Origin of the sequence: Lederbergia galactosidilytica, assembly GCF_017873565.1 — a bacterium.
GTDB classification, from domain to species: Bacteria; Bacillota; Bacilli; order Bacillales; family Bacillaceae_C; genus Lederbergia; species Lederbergia galactosidilytica.
Map to the genome: position 1 here is coordinate 22333 of NZ_JAGGKH010000014.1, position 17240 is coordinate 39572.

Consider the following 17240-nt stretch of genomic DNA (forward strand, 5'->3'; position numbering starts at 1 on the left):
GGCGAGGGAAAAAGTTACGATATGACTAATTGAAGAAAGAGTGAGGAGATTATCTAAAACAAATATTCAAAGAAGCGACTTTTATGTACAATAGAATTAACATGGTTGTTAACGGATAATTGGAAAGTGGGAACGCTTATGAGTTATCAAAATACATTTATCACTGTTTCTGAAGATTCTCTTGTCCCAGAGGGGATTGTGCCAGTCGTAAAAAACAATAAGCCAACAATTGCCTCGATTGAATACGACCTCATAAGAATCAACCCTATAAATACACCCAAGCAGATGTTCAATTTAAAACGTATGTTTTAAAAAATCAATTGGAGTCAAATAATCTCGCTGTATTGCGTGAACAGTTTTTTAGCAAACCAAAAGCCTGTTTCAGAGCTTCCCCCTTAGTGAAAAAGTTTGGTTGGGGGATTCATTATGATCAAGAAGGAAAAATTGCGATTTACGGGGTGAATAGTGTAGAGTATCAGCAGTTTTTAGATAATGATCAGATTCAAAAACGAAAAGGAATGCGTTCTCAAAGGAAAAATAACATCTAACGGACTATTAAACGAAAGGAGGAGCGAAATGAAATGATATTTGAAGAAGCAAAATATGCTAAAGAAAAGATGAATGAAGTTTTACGCAAAAAACTTATTCTGTCTAAATCACTGACTAAAGCAGATTTGAAAGCTTTAGGGTTAGCTAATGATGGGGGAGAGGAAGATCCTTGTCTTCCGCAAGAATGGTTTTGCTCGATCCAAATCGGGGACTGGGAAGAAGTCGAAGTCATTGTTCATGGTAATCATCAACAACCAGATGATCAATTTTTACTGATAGCAGAGGCTATCTTTGCACAATTTCCTCGGCATCTCCAACAAACTTTCCGTTATTTAAAAACTTTTTTTCCTCATTTAGAGGAAAGTGATTATGAGCTATCCACAGTTACAATTGGCCACTTTTTCACGTTTGAAGGCTCAAGACTTCCTGGTTTTACACTTGCTTTCATTTATGGGGACTATCCAGAAGCTTTTCAATATAAAGTCAAATTCAAAGCAGATGGATGGCCGATGGGCTTTGAAGGTGGACCACTTTAGGGGGGAGGTTCAATGCGAAAAACAAACATCTGTCCATGGACGGGGGAATGGACTAAACAATACTCAGAAGAGGCTCAAAAGCTAAAGGAAATCTTTAAAGAAGAATTAGTAGATATTTTTCATATTGGCAGTACATCTGTGCCGACCATTCACTATGCAAAACCGATTATCGACATTCTCATCGTTGTGAAAGAAATTAAAAAGGTAGATCAATATTATAAAAGGATGGAAGAACTCGGATATGAGCCAAGAGGAGAAAATGGCATTCAGGGAAGAAGATATTTTCCTAAGGGACAATTAAATAGAACCCATCATGTCCATATTTTTCAAACAGGTCATGACCATATCAAGCTTCATTTAGCTTTCAAAAATTACTTCATCCAACATCCAGAATCGGCCAAGCGATATGGGGAGTTGAAAGTCGCATTAGCCGCACAATTTCCCGAAGAACATGAGCGCTATCAGCAGGGAAAGCAAAGATTTATCAATGAAGTTGTAGAGAAACTCAAAAATAATGAGGACCTTTTTATATAAATATAATGGTGGGAGGCGAAAAGATGAGAGAGCCGAAGTTTGATTTTCCAGTGATCGAGAAAACTTTTAAAAGGATTGGAACAAGAGATGTAAAGCTGTATATTTTCGAGCCTGTGATAGAAAAGAAAAATAAGGCGGTGATTCTCTTTTTCATTGGTGGTACGTTTAAACAGAACCCCCAATCCCCAGCCGTTTTTCAACACCAAGCCAATTATTTTGCCTCGCTTGGCATGGTTGCGATTTGTGTGGACTATCGGGCTGGCCATGATGAGGGATTTACCCCGAAACATGCGATTGCCGATGCAAAGTCTGCTGTTCGCTGGGTGCGTAAATATGCGGATGAATTAGGAAGTGATCGGGAAAAAGTTATTATGTGTGGTTCATCTGCAGGTGGATATGTATGTGTTTCTTCTATAATGTTTGATCACTTAAATGATGAGCCCCATTATAGTCAGACGCGTGATCATATCCCCAATGCGCTGATCATCTTTGGGGCAGGTATGGATGGAATAGATATTATGCAAAGGAGATATCCTCAGTTATTAGATCAAGCGAGCGAAATCTCTCCATTCCATAATATTAAAAAAGCTTTACCATCAACATTATGGATGTGCGGCACAAAGGAGGATACTCCCTCAATTCCCAATGGCCTTTATGAACAAAATAAATTATTTGTGAAGCAGATGGTTGATGCAGGAAATGAGATCGTTTTCGAAGAATATGAAGGAATGGAACATGGCTTTTTTAAATATGAGAAACATGAAAATAAATATTTTCAGCAAACGAATGAGAGAATGGCGGAGTTTTTAAAGGGCATGGGGTTCGTCAATTAAGGCACGGACAGTCATTGTGAACATGCATTGGAAAACGTTATGACATGGTTAACCCTCGTTTGTAGATGAGGAATCATCTTTATGATGTAGAAGATCCAACCTTTTGCACGAAAGTAATTCGGCCTCTAATTATCCCCTGAATTCTTAGAGTGGGGAATTACTAAGTAGATGATCTATATAAGTATTTTTATGTCAGATTCTCTTTTTATAAGATTCAGCACTTCAATCACTCCAAACGTTTGTATATATTTCATATTATATACTAACATTCGTTCTTTATGGATTGGGAAACTGCCTAATGACATACTTTTGAAGGACTTAGACATAAAGAGAACAAAGGGAGAATTAAGATGTCGAGGGTATTGAGATACAGAAAATAAATGTATTTAACCTTTTTCAGATGGTATAATTAGAGGACAATAGCATATTGGTTAACTCAAGGGTGGTTAGCACACTCCCGAAAGGGGGTGATGCTTTATGACAGTTGCAGAATCATTGATGCTTATGGTAAGTTTTGGAGCGTTAATTGTTGCAATTATGTCAGATAAAAATAACAAAAAATAAAATCCACCCTTGAGTTTGCGGCTCGTTTCGGTGGATTTTATCTGCTAACATTCGTGCTGATCCCCCTTGCAGGGAACCTAGCTATTGTATAGGCTGGAGGTGTTACAGCACCTTCAGTCATTTTTAATGTATTCATTTACTAATACCATTATACCCTTTTCTTCTTAAAAAGAAAACATAGCTTTTAACAGAATTTTAACTGTGAATGTAGCCATTGTAAAAACTTACTAGCATAATATTATGGATGTGTACGGCACAAAGGAGGATACTCCCAAAATTCTCAATGCCTTTAAGTAAAAAACAAATTATTTAAGAAACAAATGATTGATGCAGGAAATGAGATCGCTATCGAAGAATATGAAGGAATGGAACATGGCTTTTTAAATATGGGAGACATGAGAATAGGTATTTCCAGCAAACGAATGAGAGAATGGAGAAATGTTTAAAGGGGAAGGACTTTGTATAAAGTGATAAATTTACGATAATCGAAATGTTCATTTAGTTATTCAAATAAACTGATTTCTAAAGTAATTTGCAAGCTTTATAAGGAATAATGGTTAAAATTTATAGGATTATGAATTAAAAGGTGGTATGGTAAAATGTCTAGTCCTAAACATTCTCTCTCTGCTGGAGCCGTTGTCTTTAATGATGAAGGAAAAATCTTACTTATTAGAGCCCCTCGTCAAGGTTGGGAAGCCCCAGGAGGAATAATTGAGTTAGGAGAAACTATTCAAGATGGAATTGTCAGGGAAGTAAAAGAAGAAACTGGAATAGATATAGAGATAACCAAGTTTTGTGGTATTTATCACAATTTAAAATCAAGTGTTTGTGCGACTTGTTGGGGGGGAGAATTAAGAACGAGTAGTGAAAGTTTAGAAGTAGGTTTCTTTTCCATTGAAGAAGCCTTGAACATGGTTACATGGTCAAACTTTAGAGAACGATTTATAAAAATATTAGATGAGGATGAACATCCTTTTTGTATTTCTTTTTAACAGATTTCCGAAAGAAGTCTCTATCTTCAAGCTTGTACAGGGCATAGCCCAACAATAAGGTGGAGATGAATTTCGGTTGGCGCAAGCTGAATTTACTTACTACTCAGAAAAAATCGATATAGTAAGTATAAGTGTTCTTTGATAACTGGATATATAGGGTTGCACAGAGAATCAAATATACGAAAAACAAGTTGTCCTTCTGTGTGTAAAATATCCAAGGTAACGATAGAACCGCTGGAACGGCGGGAAGCAATGCTCAGGGAAATGGAAGGTTGCTTTCATCGGGGAACTGAGAAGCTCCCACTTCAAATTTTCGTTAGAAAATTAAGTGGTGAGTAGTTCACTAATCTTATTTAAGTCTCTATATTCATAGGCAGTAGAATGAGTCGGTGCACTTTTCCATGAGAAAGACTCCATTTCAGAATGCATGGGGGAAGGAGGGGATGAAAGATCCCCCCTAATGAAGTTTCACTATCTAAGTCCTTTCATACAGCTAAAAGCAGGTTAGATTTTTCTCCATTCTACAAACGCGGTGTTAACCATGTCATAACGTTTTCCAATGCATGTTCACAATGATTTTTATCCCAATGTCTATGTAGCCCATCTTCATAGAGAACATAGTTTTTATCCTGAATAGAGAGGGAATCCAAAAAGCGCAAGATTGGATCAGGATGGACAATAGGATCCTGTTGATCATAAAGACATAAAAGCGGAAAACGGAATTTCGCCGTATCTAATGAAGCGTGCATCCCGGTACGTGTCAATTCCGATAACCATCGTGGAGTGTATTCAAATGTAAAGAGTGGATCCTCTATCAAATCTGCATCAGGTTCTGGAAAAAGCTGCCCTAAAAAGCGGACTTTTTTTATGATTCCTAACCACTTAAAAGGTTGGATCGATAATTTAGGAGTAAGCCAAGAACAGAATTCCACCGTTTTTCTTAAAAATAGGGGTAAAGGAAATCGGATCTTTAATGCGGGAGCAGATAAGATAAATCCTTTTGCTTTATGAGGGTAAATTTGAGCGTAGCGAATTGCAATGAGCCCTCCTAAGCTATGTCCAAAAATAAATAATGGGGCAGAAGGATATTGGACTTGAAATGATTCTATCAATTGATTTAAGTCATTGAGATAATCTGTAAATTTATTAACATGTCCACGGGGGCCGCCTGATTGGCCAAAACCTCGTAAATCAGGTGCAAGCACCCCCAGTTGATGCTTCATGCAGATTTCACCAATATGAGTATAACGTCCTGAATGCTCACCAGCTCCATGGATTAAAATTAAAAGTCCACGTGATTCTTCGGGCATCCAACTACGGTAAAATAGGTTCACGCCATCGTATCCAGAAATATGACCGCTGCTATACATCTCGAGCACCTCCAGAAATCTTTCCGTGTTTTTTATGGTACCCGCTATTTCTACTTTTACACCCAGGAGTAGTACAGATTATACTTGCCATTCAAAAAATGCGGAGGATTGCAGGAAATGATTGATACGGATGTCCATATACATAAAGAAGAGTTGTTAGGCTTTTGTCTTTCAAAGTTTAAAAAAGTGGGGGATTTCATGTATAAGTTTGTTGCTATAGATTTGGATGGAACATTATTGAATCGAGATGGAAATATTTCTGAGAAGAATATCCAAGCGATTCAAAAGGCACAAAATTTAGGTATTCATATTGTTTTAGCGACAGGCAGATATTTTATGCAAACAAAACGGATTATTGATCAATTGGATTTTAAAGGGATTTTAGTATCAAATGATGGAACGGCCACCATTAATACGGCGAACCAAGCACTAATTGGGGAATACTCCTTTTCTGTTGAAGACATTGCTTCTTTAATTCACTATTGCCGCCGTCATCATATTCATTTTTCCCTGTGTACTGCTTTTGATGTGTATGTGGAGTGGATGGAAGATGTGCATGAACAACAATATCAAGTATATGAAATCACACCCACTCTTCATCTGGATGTTTTAACTCTCCAGGAAAAGATTATGAAATGTACGATAGGGGATCTGAATAAAGTGGGAGGATGGCAGGAAATTCCTTTAGCTATCCCGGAGCGTCTTAGAAGAAGGATTGATTTAGAGTTTCATCGAGAATATGTTCATGCTCAATCAAATAAAACGAAAGCGCTCATCCATTTGTTAGATTCTCTTGATATTAAGCAATCGGAAATGATGGCCATCGGGGATTATTATAACGACCTTGATATGATAGAGTTTGCTGGATTAGGGATCGCGATGGGAAACGCGCCAGATGAAATAAAAGCAATGGCCAATGATGTCACCTTATCCAATGATGAGGACGGCGTTTTTCATGCGTTTTCGAAGTATTTATTTTAATCACTAAAATGCCTGAATATAGGCTGGATATTTGGTCGATTTAACAAATCGAAATGGTAAGAGGGGATAAAATGGATCATATAACAGCCAAAAAGATTAGAGAAAGCTTAACAGCAGATTGTACGCAATGTTTTGGTCTTTGTTGTACGGCACTTAATATTTTAGCATCAAGTGATTTTCCCATTAACAAACAAGCAGGCACAGCTTGTGTTCATCTACAAACTAATTATAGTTGTCAAATCCACAGTAATCTGCGAGAAAAGGGTTTTAAGGGCTGTACTGTATTTGACTGTTTAGGTGCTGGACAAGCCGTTTCTCAAATCACATTTAAAGGTCAAAGTTGGCGAGAAAATCCCAAAATGGGCAAGAAAATGTTCCAAGTGTTTCCGGTCATGGAACAAACTATATGAAATGATTGCTTACACAGCAGAAGCTTTGACTTACGACATTCCCCGTGCATTGTCTGATAAATTAAGTGATCAGTTAAAAGAACTGCAAAGTCTAATAGAGCTTGATGCTGAAGAGCTATTATCACTTGATCTTGTGGTGTACAGATATCCATTAAACAAATTGCTTACGGAGACCAGTAAATATATTAGGGAAAACCAAATTGCAAGGCTGTCTGGCACTAGACCTATCAAAAATTATAATCAAGAAAGAACTGACTGGATTGGAAAAAAATTAAAAGGTAAAGATTTAAAGGGGATAGACTTTAGGGGAGCTTATTTGATTGCTGCAGATATGAGGAATACAGATTTAAGAGGTGTTGACTTTATAGGTGCTGATTTGCGAGATGTTGATTTGAGGGGAGCGAACTTATCTTCAAGTATGTTTTTAACTCAAATGCAAATTAATTCGGCTAAAGGGGATGTGAAGACATTATTACCTCCACATATCCAACGACCATCTCATTGGATTTACTGATATTATTCTGAAGGGAATTTTTGTATGTCTCATCAATTTTCGGCGTTTCTCCTTGTGCGCCCATCAGATATCGGCATCCACTTACAAAGCGAATGCCGATAGTTTATTTTTCCTCTACCGCTATATAAATCTCTACTTGGGCATCTTCAGGATTTGCACAGCGCTCATCATAGACTTCGAAATCACCTGTATAAGTTCTCTGAATGTTTTTCTCTTTACAGTACTCCCAAATTTCTTGCCAAAGTTCCACGACGATTTGGACGATTGGACCTTTTTTAGATGTAAAGACAAGATATTGAGAAGTGGGGATGGTTTTAGTTACCCATTCGTCTGACTGTGTATCCTTGTCCACTTCTTGCCCGATGGTCATTTGATAAGTGCCATTTACATCTGTAGCATAATCCGAATACACACCATATACAGTATAATTTAAAGCGAGAATTTGCATTGAAAGCTGCTCTTGATAAAAGCGACCCCATAAAACAGGGATTTTGGCTTGATCCGTCATTTCGTTTTCATTAGAAGTTTCTACTGAAATGCCCATCACTTTAAATGCATCTTTCTTTTGCAAGTTTGGCTTAGTCATGATTTTCACCACCTTTTAACTTACTATATCAATTGAAACCTGACAACAGTCTGTCATGTTTTATATACATCTAATATTTTTTTTGCTTGCTGTTGGATAATCTCCCTAATATGCGGTGGATCCAGTACTTCGATTTTGGCGGAAAAGCTTAGTAGAAATCCGTATAACCATTGGTTCTCAGGGAGCTGCAAGGTGACAGTTTGATTTTCTTCATCGATTGTTTCTACACCAAACATCTCTTCGATAATATCTTGAATGTCTGGTTGATACGCAAGTTTTAAGGTGATGACATTATGATCATACCAAACTTTGTCCCAAGGAAGCTTGGACAACTCCAGTTTTTTTCGCTGAAACGTCTGCTCGCTCCAGTGCAAATCCTTTATTCTTGCTAATTTAAAGAGACGAAAAGCTTGTCGCTGTAGACAAAAACCGTAAACATACCAGGAGCGCCCTTTTTGAACAAGGGTATGGGGCTCAATTGTACGGAAGGAATCTGCATTATTTCCATAGAGAAATTTCACACATGTGCTCGTTTCAATCGCCGACTTTAAAACGGTTCGCTTTTTCTTGATGTGTACATCTTGTCCCCATGGACTATCGTCGATAAAAAAATAAACTTCCTCAGAATCATGGCCGACAATCTGGCGTATTTTTTCCAAGACAGCTTTTGCGCTTGGGTCTTCGTAGGCTGTGAGTAAGCTCTTTAAAGCTATGGAGAGAGAGGTGATTTCTTCTGCTTTCAAAAAATGTTTGTCAATCCGATAATTATCGATTAAACCGATTCCACCATTTGCACCTTGATAGCTGATTACGGGAATTCCGGCACTACTTAATGTGTCAATATCACGATAAATGGTTCGAATCGAAACATGAAATTCCTCCGCTAGCTCTTGAGCGGTCACTTTTTTTCGATCAAGTAAGACCATCGTTATCCGTAAAAGTCGATCAAGTTTCATCTGTATCTCCTCACACAATAAATTTTGTAAACCAAGCGATATATTCCGCCCCTGGAATGAAAAATAACTGGGCGAGGATGGTTCCGAATAAACGAGAAGTCATCATCATTAAAGAGGCGCCTTTGAGTGTAGCATAGCTTCCCCTTTGATTAATGACATCATCTGCCAAAATGGATATTTTAGGATCGATAAAAATGATTAATAAAATCGTTGCAATGCCATTAATCAGTCCTGACGCCATAATGGCTGTAGAGGCTCTTTCAGGAGCAAGTAATGAGGCATACAAAGCCGATAAAACGCCAATTGTGTAAATCGCGGTGATTAGCATATTAATGATAAATAACTTGATGGGAAAATCTTTCCAGGTGATCCCTTTTACATAGGAGCGTCTTGGCAAATGAATATGTTTGAAGCCCCGTTTTATGTATTCGATCGTGAACCCTTTTTTTAGTAGCGCCGGAATTGAGCCCCTTTCTTCCGATAAATGGATAATCGCTCTTGAAAATAAAGCGATAAAAGTAGGGAGTAAAAGGATGCCGATAACCGTTCCTAAAGTAGAGGAGGCAATGATAACTCTGTATTGGCTCTCGACAAACTCTAACGCATTGCCCTTAGGTGCACTATCAATTAAGCTCCCTGTAAAGGGTTGTTGCATCATATTCGCCATTCTTGAGACGATCACCATGAGATTAAATAACGGGAGCGCGGAAGCTAATAACCGTACTCGAGCACCAGATAATCGAACCGCATAAGCGAGTGTTTCAATGGAATGAATAATAAAGATAAATAGAGCAATAAAGATTAATTTTTCTGAAATAAGTTCCAAAACTTCATATCCTTTTTTTACCTATGTTATCACACCTATTGCTCCTTGTGGAACGGATTTTTACTAGAATAAGGGGATGGCTGTAGTCTTCCTATCCTCGAAATGAAATAAGGATTACGAAAAAAGAAATTGGGAAACTCAGCACTCATCGGAGTCTATGAATTTTTGACTTCGATCCAATGTTTAAGGTTTTACATTAATCATCCAAGCGAGAATAAACATCATAGTAATAAAGACTAAGATAAAAGCATTCAACGCAATTCCCCAGAAAGCATACAATCTCGACCGCTTTCCTGTAAATAGGCCGATTAAGCCTAAGAAAAGACCAAGGAAGGGAAGTTGATAAAATAAAAAACCGGGAATTATATCTGTCTTTAAAATCAAACCGGCATTCAATCCAGCGAGGGAGAATAGACCGAGAAGGAAGGAAATCAAACCTACAACAGCTAAGAAGCTATGATGTCGTTTGGTCTGCCTATTTAATTCCATAATTTTACCTCCCCCACTTTCATCGCACGAAATTCTTTTACATCCTTGAGTTTTCTTAATTCAGGAGTAGGCCCTGTTACAACAGCTCCATAAACTTTTATATCATTTTCTTTCAAGTAGGCGATTCTCTCGTTCAGAGCCAATGATTTCGCACTTGCAACTTTTACGGCTACATCTTCATTTTGTTCCATAGTATCAAGTAGGTCTAAGAAAACCTCTTGATTACTTTTTTCTCTGCCATTAAAAGGTGACCACGTTGTCGAATCAACCTGTACTGGATAACCAATCGGTGTTAACGGGAGGCCATCAACATCTTGCTGTTCGGCCTCAAGTCCTGTATCCACGGCCAGCCAACGTACCTCAACACCTTTTGGCATAAGTTGGCTGACCTCAGCTGGATCGAGTACCTCTGAAAGCGAAAGGTAAAGTTCTGCTACTGTTCCATCAGGCAATCCATTTAACTTGCTCCATTCCTCACCGACCCAAAATGGAATAACGGCTGTAGGGTGAAGCAATCTTTCTGCCTCCTTGGTTGGAATTTCCGGCATTGGTCGATCCAAGTAATAATTTTTCTTGAGGAAATCAGGTTGGCTAAGGTTAAAGAGGATATCATAATCCCCAGCCTTATAATCCTCTTTGCCAATCCGTTTATAGACATCAAATAAAACATGCATTGAGAATAGCCCGATATCATCTTCGATTTCCATTGGTCTTAGGCTGATATTAGGTTCAGTCACATAAACAGTATAGATTGCTACATCCATTAGCCGATCCGCTTTACCGCCAAATCCATAGTACACAAAGGTTGTAAGGGTTAGAATGGGTAAGATTAAGAGGATGATCGCCAAACTGATTAAGATATTGGTTAAACGGGCATTATTTTTTCCTGTTTTAATAATTTTTCTTTGCTCTTCCTCAGAAGGACCGCCTTGTAAACTTTGCTTGGCATCGTGGAGGATCTTTCGATAAAGCTTTTCGTCCTCTTTATTGATTTTATTGGTCATCTTGTTTCACCCTTTCTTTGATAATCTTTACAAGTTTTTTCCGCCCTCTCATTAAATGGCTTTTAAACGTATTTAATTTTACCTCTAAAATATCAGCTGCCTCTTGATATGAGAGTTCATGAAAATCAGATAAAAGAATTGCTTGCTTTTCGTTTTCTTTTAAATAATTTAAATCTGTTAACAACGAAGTAAGAGCTTCTTTCTCAATTATATTTATTTCAGGGGTTGTATAATCTGCTTGCAGATGCTTCTCCATGTTATCCTTTAAAACCAGTCGCTTGTTTTTTCGCTGATAATCAATAAAGGTATGATAAGCAACTTTGAACAACCATGCTTTAATATGGCTAAATTCATAATCGTCAATAATAATAAATGCCTTGTAAAAAACTTCTTGTAAAAGGTCTTCTGCTACATAGTGATCTTGTGAAAGGGAAAGTAAATAACGATACAAATCATTCATATACAATTCATAAACGTCTTCAAGCTCCAAGCAAACTCCCCCTTTCATCTTATCCACGTTTAAGGTAAACAAAAAGTTGCAATTTCCCATAATTAAATAAATTTTAGCAAAGTTTTATTCGGTAGTATGGTTTCAGAATAACTAATACCTAATAAAACAGAAATCGATACGTTTAAATTCAGAACAGGTATTTTATCCTAATAAACAGATTTCCTTGATTTTATCAACCTAAAGACTGCAATAAGTAGAAAAAGGCTAAGGTAAATAGGCGAAAAGAAATAGGCGCTAATAGCTGACTTTTTAAATACAGTCGAAATCGTATGAAAACTCCAGTATAATGAGCGGGGTATTAATTTTGTCTTAGAATAATAGTTAGAAAGAGGAGAGACGATATGGTTGAAGCTACTGGAAAAAAATGGTATGAGCAAACATGGGTCATCGTACTATTTTTAATTTTTTTCTGGCCAGTGGGTCTTTTTTTCATGTGGAAATTTGCTGATTGGAAGAAATCAGCTAAAACAATTGTAACGGTTGTTATTTCTGTTTATATTTTGTTCTGTATTGGAATGGTTATTCTATTTAGCGTCTTAGGCTTTGCGGCGTTATCGGAACAAAGTAATCCGGCTGATACCAATCCAATCGGTATTGAGGAAGATTGGGAAGATGAAGATCTTAGCAATATTTTAGATGAAACTCAAGAGGAAGAGACGGAATGGGATTTAAATAATGAACCTGAAGATGTGGAAGAGATTGCAAATGAAGATAACACAGATTCAGCTGCACAATTTTCGAGATTAGAAGATTTGACATTACATTTTGATGATCGGGACTGGCAAGTTGGTTTTGAACATGAAGATGCTGGGAATATGATGCGGGAATATGTGGTAGATGGAGAATCTGTTGAAGCATGGACCGAGTTAGTCACAGCTCAATTCTTCCCAGATTTGCAAGGAATTGCTCCGACAGACTTCGTAGATCTTATGGAAGAATCCTTGAAGGCAGATGTAAGTGGTGAATTAGAGTGGAATGTTTTTAATGAAAAAGATGATGGACTCATGTATGAGTTCATTTTGAAGGATGATGATCTTCATGGAGATCAACATGAGGTGGCACGAGTAATCGAGGTTGATGATGGTTTGTATGTCCTACACTACGCGATTATGGAAGCTCCAATGTCAGATGATACTCATAAACAATGGATAGATCGTCTAGGAAAAGTAACAGTTAAAAATTAAACGAAAGGCTTCATTTGATTGAGAAATCAAATGAGGCCTTTTTGTGCTTTACGTACTGTAGGATTCTAGCTTGTGGAATTCCGTGTCCACAGTTTTGAGAACTGCTTTTGCTGAACTTCTAGAAATAGAAGATAAAATGAACCAGCTTGAGTTTGAAATGAGCAAGGAAAGGAATCAGGAGCAATGGGAAAGGCTTTATGAAGAGTTGGGGGATGATTAGGAAGAACCGAAGTGCGGCTATGATTTTCCTAGGTAAATCAAAACTGAGAGAAAAATCATTCTTACAAGAGAAAAACCTCTTTTCATTATGAAAAGCAGTTTTTTTTCATATAATGAATTTATTTGTTTACTAGGAATAAAAGGAGAGTGAATAACTAGTTCCCTTGATTTTTTTGCTTTTTCGATAGTCATGACATGCTCTTTAAGTAGGTATTTTAATCATTTTGCCAAAAATCATGGAACTAGAGCATTTTTATTTTATGGGAATGCACTAGATCATGAAGTTCGGCAATCTGGATAAAGAGTAGAGTAATTAGAGCTGGGAAAGGGAAACTTTGCTACTTTAAATAATCGTTTGTCTTTATCTTATCTTTACATTGTTTTGATATACTTAAACGAATAACAATGGAGGGTAAAGCGATGAATGAAACCATTCTGATTGTTGAGGATGAACAAATTCTAAGAGAAGTGCTTAAAGACTATTTTTTAAATGAAAATTTCCATGTACTGGAAGCGAATGATGGGAAAAAGGCCTTGCAATTATTTGATAGCGAAAGGGTAGATTTGATTATTTTAGATATTATGCTGCCCAAATTAGATGGCTGGTCTGTTTGCAGGCGGATTCGAAAAACGGCGGATGTTCCCATTATTATGCTGACCGCACGTGTTGAGGAAGAAGATACATTGTTAGGCTTTGAACTTGGGGTAGATGACTATGTAACGAAACCATATAGTCCAGCTATATTATTGGCACGGGCCAAACGATTATTGCAAAGCCGTCGTCAAAAGAGCGCTGTGGAAGATCAACAGGTAAAATCCGCGAATGGCATTTTCATTAATATGGCTGCCAGATCTGTGATGGTTGATGGTCAAAGCATCAATCTGACACATACTGAATTTGAAATCCTTTCCTACCTAATGCAAAACGAAGGGATTGTGGTTACTAGGGAACAATTAATTATCAAGGTTTGGGGTTATGAATATGCCGGAGATGACCGAACCATTAATACGCATATACGGAATATCCGGACTAAGCTTGGTAATAAGGCAGATGTGATCAAAACAATTGTACGCCTTGGTTATAAATTTGAGGGGACTGTATGAGAAGTAAAATTGTTTTCAAACTATTTACCCTGACAATCTTGCTTTGCGTGTTTATCTTAACGACTGTTTTTATCGGGCAAACGTTTTTTTTTAAGCAATATTATGCCCATCAAAAAGTCAATAATATTCAGGCGGCCATGGATCGTTATGCAGACGATTACATGCAAAACAAGGAAAACAAATATGTTCAACAAAAACTGGAACAGGATTTTTATCAAAAACATAATACATGGATTACGACATTGGATCAAAATGGGAATTTGAAAAACGTGGATGATTTTTATATGGAAATTCAGTCAGAGCGAACGGAGGACGAAGCTTTTGTTGATAAAACAATCCGTATTCCTCTCTACTATTTGCTAGATTTTGAGGATGCTTTATCAGATGATCTTCTTCTTGAGCCAGATGCACGCATTGGCATATACGGGGTTAAGAGAGGATCGGCAGTCGTCCCTTATGTCATCGGTCATTTAGGAAGATTTGTGCCTAATTCGCTAGGAACGATCGGAGCCTTGGATCCATATGAGCTAGAACAGGAACAAGAAAATATAGCTTACTGGGAAAATAAGCAGTTGAAAAAAGCAGCAGGAGAATATCTCAGCAAGTGGATCGAACAAAACCCTTCAGGCCAGTTGCAGGAAACAGATCGCTCCTTCCTCGAAGAATCTAGTTCACAATCGCCAGCCGATATAAGAGAAAGGGATAAATTGGAGCAAGTGAAACCAGTAGAACCGGCAAGTTCACAACAAGATATTGTTCAGTTGATCGGAACGGTTACAGCTGTACATCTTCCAAATCGGAGTGAAGGATCGAATGCCATCTACACAAACACTCTATTCATGGATAAAATCAAAGATTTTCAAGCCTCTCTTCTGTTGAAACCAAATCCAACAATGGACCAATCCATTCAAGTGGAGGACGATGAGCAAAATAATATTCAGTACAAAATATTAATCAAGTCCTTGTCAATCGATGGTCACAGATCGTATCTAATTGCGATGACATCACTGCAGCCAGTGGATGAAGCTGTGCAAATGGTAAAGGAGTATTATGTTTATTTAATTGTATTCGTAATGCTACTTGTTTTATTAGCATCCTTTTATTATTCGAAAAAAATCGCTAGTCCCCTGCTAAAAATTAATCAAACAACGAAAAAAATGGCTAACTTGGACTTTTCTGAAAGTGTCACTGTGAAATCAAAGGATGAATTGGGGACATTATCGGAAAACATCAATACTCTTTCGGACACATTACACAAACATATTGAGCAGCTGCAGCAGGATATTGAAAAAGAAAAGCAGCTAGAGAACACAAGAAAAGAATTTATTTCAGGTGTCTCACATGAGCTTAAAACGCCGTTAAGTATTATGAAAAGCACGATTTCCATTTTACAAGATGATGTGGCCACGCATAAAAGGGGGTATTACTTTCAAGCACTGGAGAAGGAAGTGGATAAGATGGATCGGCTCATTGCCGATATGCTTGAATTGGCCAAATATGAATCAGGCACTTATCAAATGGAAGTGGAATCCTTCTATATCGATGAAATGATCGAACGGGTTTGTACCTCTCTTTCCTTAGAGGCCTCCAAGCAGCAGGTAACGATTAGACTAGAGCTTCAGTCGTTTGAAGTGATCGCAAATGAACATCGGATTGAGCAGGTGATCACGAATTTCTTAACGAATGCGATCCGTCATACACCAGAAGCAGGTGTCGTGGCTGTTTCGCTAAAGGATGAAGTGAATCAAATGAAAATTTGTGTAGAAAACACGGGCGAACCGATTCTTATGAAACGATTGGAAAAAATATGGGATCGATTTTACCGCGGAGACACTTCTCGAGAGCGATCAAAAGGTGAAACAGGTTTGGGACTAGCCATTTCCAGAAATATTCTTGAACTCCATGGAAGTAAATATGGAGTAGAAAATACAGAAACAGGTGTATTGTTTTATTTTTATTTAAGAAAAAACAAGTAACAGTTTGATCGGAACAAAAGCTATTAGGTCATGGGGTTTAGCCATGACCTAATATTTTTTTTATGTATTAGTCGCTAAACGGACGCTTGCGCTTTTTTTATATCTTTAGCCAAAATCCATCTCATCTTCATTTTATCTATATCTCGCATGTTTAATCTAGCAATAGAGATAGAAGAGGGGAGTGGAAACTTATGCAAAACCAGTCTAATTGGGAGAAAAGAAGGATAAGAGTCTTTTTTAAAATTTGTCTATTGCTTTTTTTGGTAGTGTCCCTTGTTTGGGTGATAGATTACTTCATAAAAACAGCATCCCCCATTGACAAGATAGAGGATAAAAAAATAATGGCCGAAACGCTTGGCGAAACCAGTCCTTCACCACGAAAAAGTGAAGAAAAAGTGAAAAAAGAAGCTGGTAAGCAAACGGAAAAGGAGATAGAAAGGGAGAAAGAAGAGTTACGGGATAAGAAAAACGAGAAAATGGTCTACTTAACTTTTGATGATGGTCCAAGTAAATGGACTGGAGATTTTCTTGATGTTTTAAAGGAACATGGCATTCATGCAACCTTTTTTATGCAAGGAAGCCATTTAAAGCAACCATCCTATCAATCCGATGTGAAACGAGCCATTAAGGAAGGCCACTATGTTGGCGCCCATAGTATGACACATGATTCTGACGAATTATACAAAAACCGGCAGTTTGTTCCGGAAATGCGGAAAACATTAGCGTTAATCCACAAGATTACAGGAACGAACCCTCATTTAGTGCGTCCTCCTTATGGATCTATTCCCGGGTTGCAAGACGAACTTATTCACGTTCAGGTCATTGAAGCAGGATTGAAAGTTTGGGATTGGACAATTGACTCCCAAGATTGGAAATATCCCAATGATCCCCAAAAAATTATGACCATCATAAAATCGACTACAACAGAGGATGTTGAAGTTGTCCTTATGCACGAAAAGGAACAAACCTTGAAGCTATTACCGCAAATTATTGCTTTTTTTAAAGAGCAGGGCTATGAGTTTGGGGTCTACAGTGACCAACATCATTTTCCCAATAACTTTTTATCAGATTCTCGTTTATAAAAATGAATGAACCTAGAAAG

The 17240-nt window shown here is 37.6% G+C and carries 18 protein-coding genes and 4 pseudogenes; 15 read left to right on the top strand and 7 right to left on the bottom strand.

What is annotated here, in order from left to right; genetic code table 11:
* Positions 1-138: 138 nt before the first annotated feature.
* From J2Z23_RS14690 to J2Z23_RS14710, 7 genes and pseudogenes are all read left to right on the top strand, one after another.
* Positions 139-548: pseudogene (locus J2Z23_RS14690) on the top strand (DUF6157 family protein).
* A gap of 33 nt (positions 549-581) precedes the next feature.
* Positions 582-1085, top strand: a complete 504-nt coding sequence (locus J2Z23_RS14695) for a hypothetical protein (RefSeq protein WP_057987958.1) — start codon at positions 582-584, stop codon at positions 1083-1085.
* A gap of 12 nt (positions 1086-1097) precedes the next feature.
* Positions 1098-1619: a GrpB family protein gene (locus J2Z23_RS14700; RefSeq protein ID WP_057987960.1), complete on the top strand. Its 522-nt coding sequence runs from the start codon at positions 1098-1100 to the stop codon at positions 1617-1619.
* 23 nt (positions 1620-1642) lie between these two features.
* Entirely contained in the window at positions 1643-2452 is an 810-nt protein-coding gene (locus tag J2Z23_RS14705; protein ID WP_209974369.1) for an alpha/beta hydrolase, read from the top strand.
* A gap of 477 nt (positions 2453-2929) precedes the next feature.
* Positions 2930-3016, top strand: a complete 87-nt coding sequence (locus tag J2Z23_RS22795) for a putative holin-like toxin (RefSeq protein ID WP_420795724.1) — start codon at positions 2930-2932, stop codon at positions 3014-3016.
* A gap of 320 nt (positions 3017-3336) precedes the next feature.
* A complete protein-coding gene (locus J2Z23_RS22635; protein WP_274387273.1) occupies positions 3337-3462 on the top strand; it encodes a hypothetical protein in 126 nt (41 codons plus the stop codon).
* 153 nt (positions 3463-3615) lie between these two features.
* Positions 3616-4008 (top strand): NUDIX hydrolase, encoded by a 393-nt coding sequence (locus tag J2Z23_RS14710; RefSeq protein WP_057987964.1) that lies wholly within the window; start codon positions 3616-3618, stop codon positions 4006-4008.
* Positions 4009-4529: 521 nt separating this feature from the next.
* Here J2Z23_RS14710 and J2Z23_RS14715 read toward each other — a convergent pair.
* Positions 4530-5378 carry an alpha/beta hydrolase gene (locus J2Z23_RS14715; protein ID WP_057987966.1) on the bottom strand — a complete coding sequence of 283 codons (849 nt, stop codon included), beginning with the start codon at positions 5376-5378 and terminating at the stop codon, positions 4530-4532.
* A 117-nt stretch (positions 5379-5495) separates the two neighbouring features.
* Between J2Z23_RS14715 and J2Z23_RS14720 the strand changes: the two genes are divergently transcribed.
* Together J2Z23_RS14720 and J2Z23_RS14725 are read left to right on the top strand one after the other, a co-directional pair.
* Positions 5496-6359 carry a Cof-type HAD-IIB family hydrolase gene (locus J2Z23_RS14720; RefSeq protein WP_209974371.1) on the top strand — a complete coding sequence of 288 codons (864 nt, stop codon included), beginning with the start codon at positions 5496-5498 and terminating at the stop codon, positions 6357-6359.
* 71 nt (positions 6360-6430) lie between these two features.
* Positions 6431-7283: pseudogene (locus J2Z23_RS14725) on the top strand (pentapeptide repeat-containing protein).
* Between the two features lie 103 nt (positions 7284-7386).
* Here J2Z23_RS14725 and J2Z23_RS14730 read toward each other — a convergent pair.
* From J2Z23_RS14730 to J2Z23_RS14755, 6 genes are all read right to left on the bottom strand, one after another.
* Positions 7387-7869, bottom strand: a complete 483-nt coding sequence (locus J2Z23_RS14730; RefSeq protein WP_209974373.1) for a GyrI-like domain-containing protein — start codon at positions 7867-7869, stop codon at positions 7387-7389.
* 53 nt (positions 7870-7922) lie between these two features.
* Positions 7923-8825, bottom strand: coding sequence for a helix-turn-helix transcriptional regulator (locus J2Z23_RS14735; protein ID WP_057987970.1), 903 nt, complete (start codon positions 8823-8825; stop codon positions 7923-7925).
* Positions 8826-8835: 10 nt separating this feature from the next.
* A complete protein-coding gene (locus J2Z23_RS14740) occupies positions 8836-9651 on the bottom strand; it encodes a lipid II flippase Amj family protein (RefSeq protein WP_057987971.1) in 816 nt (271 codons plus the stop codon).
* Between the two features lie 183 nt (positions 9652-9834).
* Positions 9835-10140 (bottom strand): hypothetical protein, encoded by a 306-nt coding sequence (locus tag J2Z23_RS14745; RefSeq protein ID WP_057987973.1) that lies wholly within the window; start codon positions 10138-10140, stop codon positions 9835-9837.
* Positions 10131-11144 carry an anti-sigma factor gene (locus J2Z23_RS14750; protein WP_057987976.1) on the bottom strand — a complete coding sequence of 338 codons (1014 nt, stop codon included), beginning with the start codon at positions 11142-11144 and terminating at the stop codon, positions 10131-10133. The genes J2Z23_RS14745 and J2Z23_RS14750 overlap by 10 nt, the downstream gene beginning before the upstream one ends.
* Positions 11134-11634 (bottom strand): sigma-70 family RNA polymerase sigma factor, encoded by a 501-nt coding sequence (locus tag J2Z23_RS14755; protein WP_057987978.1) that lies wholly within the window; start codon positions 11632-11634, stop codon positions 11134-11136. Before J2Z23_RS14755 ends, J2Z23_RS14750 begins: the two co-directional genes overlap by 11 nt.
* A gap of 362 nt (positions 11635-11996) precedes the next feature.
* On the opposite strand from J2Z23_RS14755, the gene J2Z23_RS14760 reads away from it, so the two are divergent.
* The 6 genes and pseudogenes from J2Z23_RS14760 to J2Z23_RS14775 all read left to right on the top strand — a co-directional run bounded on the left by J2Z23_RS14760 (position 11997) and on the right by J2Z23_RS14775 (position 17220).
* Entirely contained in the window at positions 11997-12839 is an 843-nt protein-coding gene (locus J2Z23_RS14760) for a hypothetical protein (protein ID WP_057987980.1), read from the top strand.
* A 94-nt stretch (positions 12840-12933) separates the two neighbouring features.
* Positions 12934-13059: a hypothetical protein gene (locus J2Z23_RS22640; protein WP_274387274.1), complete on the top strand. Its 126-nt coding sequence runs from the start codon at positions 12934-12936 to the stop codon at positions 13057-13059.
* Positions 13060-13478: 419 nt separating this feature from the next.
* Positions 13479-13842: pseudogene (locus J2Z23_RS22800) on the top strand (response regulator); the annotation flags it as partial.
* A 65-nt stretch (positions 13843-13907) separates the two neighbouring features.
* Positions 13908-14162, top strand: a pseudogene (locus J2Z23_RS22805) (winged helix-turn-helix domain-containing protein); the annotation flags it as partial.
* Positions 14159-16138 (top strand): HAMP domain-containing sensor histidine kinase, encoded by a 1980-nt coding sequence (locus J2Z23_RS14770; protein ID WP_064468472.1) that lies wholly within the window; start codon positions 14159-14161, stop codon positions 16136-16138. The pseudogene J2Z23_RS22805 and the gene J2Z23_RS14770, both read left to right, overlap by 4 nt.
* Before the next feature lie 341 nt (positions 16139-16479).
* Positions 16480-17220: a polysaccharide deacetylase family protein gene (locus tag J2Z23_RS14775; protein ID WP_083492434.1), complete on the top strand. Its 741-nt coding sequence runs from the start codon at positions 16480-16482 to the stop codon at positions 17218-17220.
* Positions 17221-17240 lie beyond the last annotated feature (20 nt).